Here is a 2,957-nt window from a genome sequence, read left to right as displayed (position 1 = left end):
GCCGCCGCCGACGAACCCGGTGCTGACGTAGGCACCGGTGCGACGGAGGGTTCTCGATGAGAGCCCGCGACGTGGCTGAGCTGGTGCGGTTGCCGGCGGCACTGACCGTACCCGGCGATTCGCTGGCGGGAGCGGCGGCCGCGGGGTGGCCACTGGGCCGGCGCACCTGCGCACTGCCAGTCGCCTCTACCTGTTTGTACTGGGCCGGCATGGCGCTGAATGATTACGCCGACCGCGAGCTCGACCGGGACGAGCGCCCCGAGCGGCCGATCCCGTCCGGCCGGGTCCGTCCGGAGCAGGCGTTGGTGTTGGCGGCCGGCCTGACCGGTGCCGGGTTGGGGGTGGCCGGGCTGGCCGGTGGGCGAGCAGCCCTGCGGACAGCGGTGCCGCTGGCCGCGGCGGTGTGGACGTACGACCTGGCGGCGAAGGAAACTCGGTGGGGTCCAGCGTGCATGGCGGCCGCGCGCGGGCTGGATGTGTTGCTGGGCGCGGGCGGGCAATGGCGGCGCGTGGCGCTGCCATGCCTTGCTGTGAGCGTGCACACGGCGGCGGTGACCGGGCTCAGCCGGGGTGAGGTGCATGGTGCGCCGCCGTCGGCTGCGTATACCGCGCTGGCCGGGACCGCGACGTCGGCCTGTGTGGCCGCTTTCCCGCGGTGGGACCGCCGTCGCCAACCGGCCGCTGGGCCTTGGCGATCGGCGCGGCTGGCGCGGTGGACCGGCGCCTGTCTGGCCGGCGCGTACGCGGCGGTGGTGGGGCGCCGGCAGGCTGAGGCGGCGGTGGAGCCGGACGCTGCGACAGTGCGCCGTGCGACCGGTTCCGGTGTGCGCGGGATCATCGTGCTGCAGTCGGCGCTGGCCGCGCGGGCCGGCGCGCCGGGACTGGCAGCCGCGCTGCTGGCGGCCGGCCCGGTGGCGCGCCTGGCGTCGAAGGTGGTGTCGCCGACATGAGCCTGCGGTTCGGGTACGGGACGAACGGCTTCGGTAGCCACCGGCTGGACGACGCGCTGGCCGTGATCGCCGGCTTGGGATACGAGGGCGTCGCGCTGACTGTCGACCACCCGCACCTGGATCCCTTCGCGCCGGATCTCGGGGCGCGCACCGCCGCCGTGCGGCGCAGATTGGATGACCTGGGCCTCGCCGTGGTGATCGAGACCGGAGCCCGGTACGTAATGGATCCGTGGCACAAGCACGAGCCGACGCTGGTCTCGGAGCACGACCGGGAACGTCGGGTGGACCTGCTGTGCCGTGCGGTGCGCATCGGTGCCGAGCTGGGTGCGGAGGCGGTCTCGTTCTGGTCGGGCACGCTGCCGCCGGGAACGGCTGACCAGCAGGGCTGGGATCGTCTGCTGGCCGGGGTGGAGGCGGTGCTTTCCGAGGCCGAGCGATGCGAGGTGACCTGCGCGTTCGAGCCAGAGCCGGGCATGTTCGTGGACCGGCTGGACAGCGCGCTCGAGTTGCGCCGGCGGCTGGGGGCGCCAGAACGGCTCGGCGTGACGGTGGACATCGGCCATCTGGTGTGTAACGAGACTGAGACGCCGGAGGAGTGTGTGCGCGCAGCCGGGCCGTGGCTGGCCAATGTCCAGCTCGACGACATGCTCCGCGGTGTGCATGAACACCTGGAGTTCGGCGACGGGGAGGTCGACCTGCCGCAGACGCTGGGTGCGTTGCTCGACGTCGGCTACGCGGGGTTGGCCTCGGTGGAGTTGCCGCGGCATGGTCACGCGGCGCCGGTGGTCGCCGCGCGCTCGTTGGAAGCGCTGTCCTCGGCGCTGGCGGAGGCCGAGACCGCTCGAGAGATGCCATCCCGGGAGGAGGAACGCAGCGCCGCTACCTGATCGGCTCGTCCACATGGAGGTGTACGGAGCATGAGCACACGCGAGGCACAGTTCGCGCCCGACTTGGATGCCGCGGCGAGCAGACGCCTGGACGAGCTGGTCCAGGAGCTCGTCCAGGACGCCCGACGAATCTCGACGATCTTTCCGGCCGCGGCGCGGGTCGTCGCTAGAGGAGCCGCCGATCCGGACGACCCGGACGGCCTGAAGCATCCCCGGCTGGAGGACCAGGCCAGGGTTGTCTTGCTGGTGGTGCTCGGGTCGGTGTGGGCTGATGGTCCGGAGCGATTCGCCCACGAGCTGGCTCAGCTGTACCGGTACGGCGACGCCGACGAGAGACGTGCGGTGCTGCGGGCGCTGTCCGCGCTGGACGCGGGGCCGGGTGTGACCGCCACGTCGCTGCCGCTGGTCGAGGACGCGTTGCGGACCAACGACGTCCGGCTGGTGGCGGCCGCCATGGGGTCCTACGGCGCACATCACCTCGACCCGGACAGCTGGCGCCAGGGAGTGCTGAAGTGCCTGTTCGTCGGGGTGCCGCTGGAAGCCGTCGCCGATCTCGACACGCGGGCCGACGACGAACTGGCACGCATGGTCGCGGACTACTGCCGCGAGCGGGCAGCCGCAGGGCGCTCGATGCCCACAGACGCGTGGCGGGTGCTGGATCGTTTCGGCGAGCATGCCGCGGACGTGCCCAGGCCTGAGACCACCGCAACTCGAGGGGAGGCCTGATGCGCATCTTCGACCCGCACATCCACATGACCTCGCGCACGACCGACGACTACGAGGCGATGTACGCCGCCGGGATCCGGGCGGTGACCGAGCCCGCGTTCTGGCTCGGACAGCCGCGCACCAGCGTCGGCTCGTTCTGCGACTACTTCGATGGGTTGCTGGGATGGGAGAGGTTCCGGGCGGGCCAGTTCGGGATCCGGCACCACTGCACGATCGCGCTGAACCCGAAGGAGGCGAACGACCCGCGCTGTGTCGAGGTGCTCGACGTGCTGCCACGGTACCTGGCCAAAGACGGTGTGGTCGCGGTCGGGGAGGTGGGGTTCGACTCGATGACCGACGAGGAGGAGAAGGCGTTCACCCATCAGCTCCAGCTGGCCGGCGAGCACGGGCTGCC

The 2,957-nt window shown here is 71.9% G+C and carries 4 protein-coding genes; all 4 read left to right on the top strand.

Annotated elements, in window-relative coordinates:
- Window positions 1–56 precede the first annotated feature (56 nt).
- A complete protein-coding gene (locus ELR45_RS17740) occupies window positions 57–950 on the top strand; it encodes an SCO3242 family prenyltransferase (RefSeq protein ID WP_129667558.1) in 894 nt (297 codons plus the stop codon).
- A complete protein-coding gene (locus ELR45_RS17735) occupies window positions 947–1,837 on the top strand; it encodes a sugar phosphate isomerase/epimerase family protein (RefSeq protein WP_129667557.1) in 891 nt (296 codons plus the stop codon). Before ELR45_RS17740 ends, ELR45_RS17735 begins: the two co-directional genes overlap by 4 nt.
- 30 nt (window positions 1,838–1,867) lie before the next feature.
- Window positions 1,868–2,563 (top strand): EboA domain-containing protein, encoded by a 696-nt coding sequence (locus tag ELR45_RS17730; RefSeq protein ID WP_129667556.1) that lies wholly within the window; start codon window positions 1,868–1,870, stop codon window positions 2,561–2,563.
- On the top strand, window positions 2,563–2,957 hold a 395-nt coding region (locus ELR45_RS38250), incomplete at its 3' end, for a TatD family hydrolase (RefSeq protein WP_205856794.1). The genes ELR45_RS17730 and ELR45_RS38250, both read left to right, overlap by 1 nt.

This window comes from Phytoactinopolyspora endophytica (assembly GCF_004138495.1).
Classification (GTDB): Bacteria; Actinomycetota; Actinomycetes; order Jiangellales; family Jiangellaceae; genus Phytoactinopolyspora; species Phytoactinopolyspora endophytica.
The sequence above is the reverse complement of the archived record's forward strand: the minus strand, read 5'-3'. Positions and strand labels throughout refer to the sequence as shown.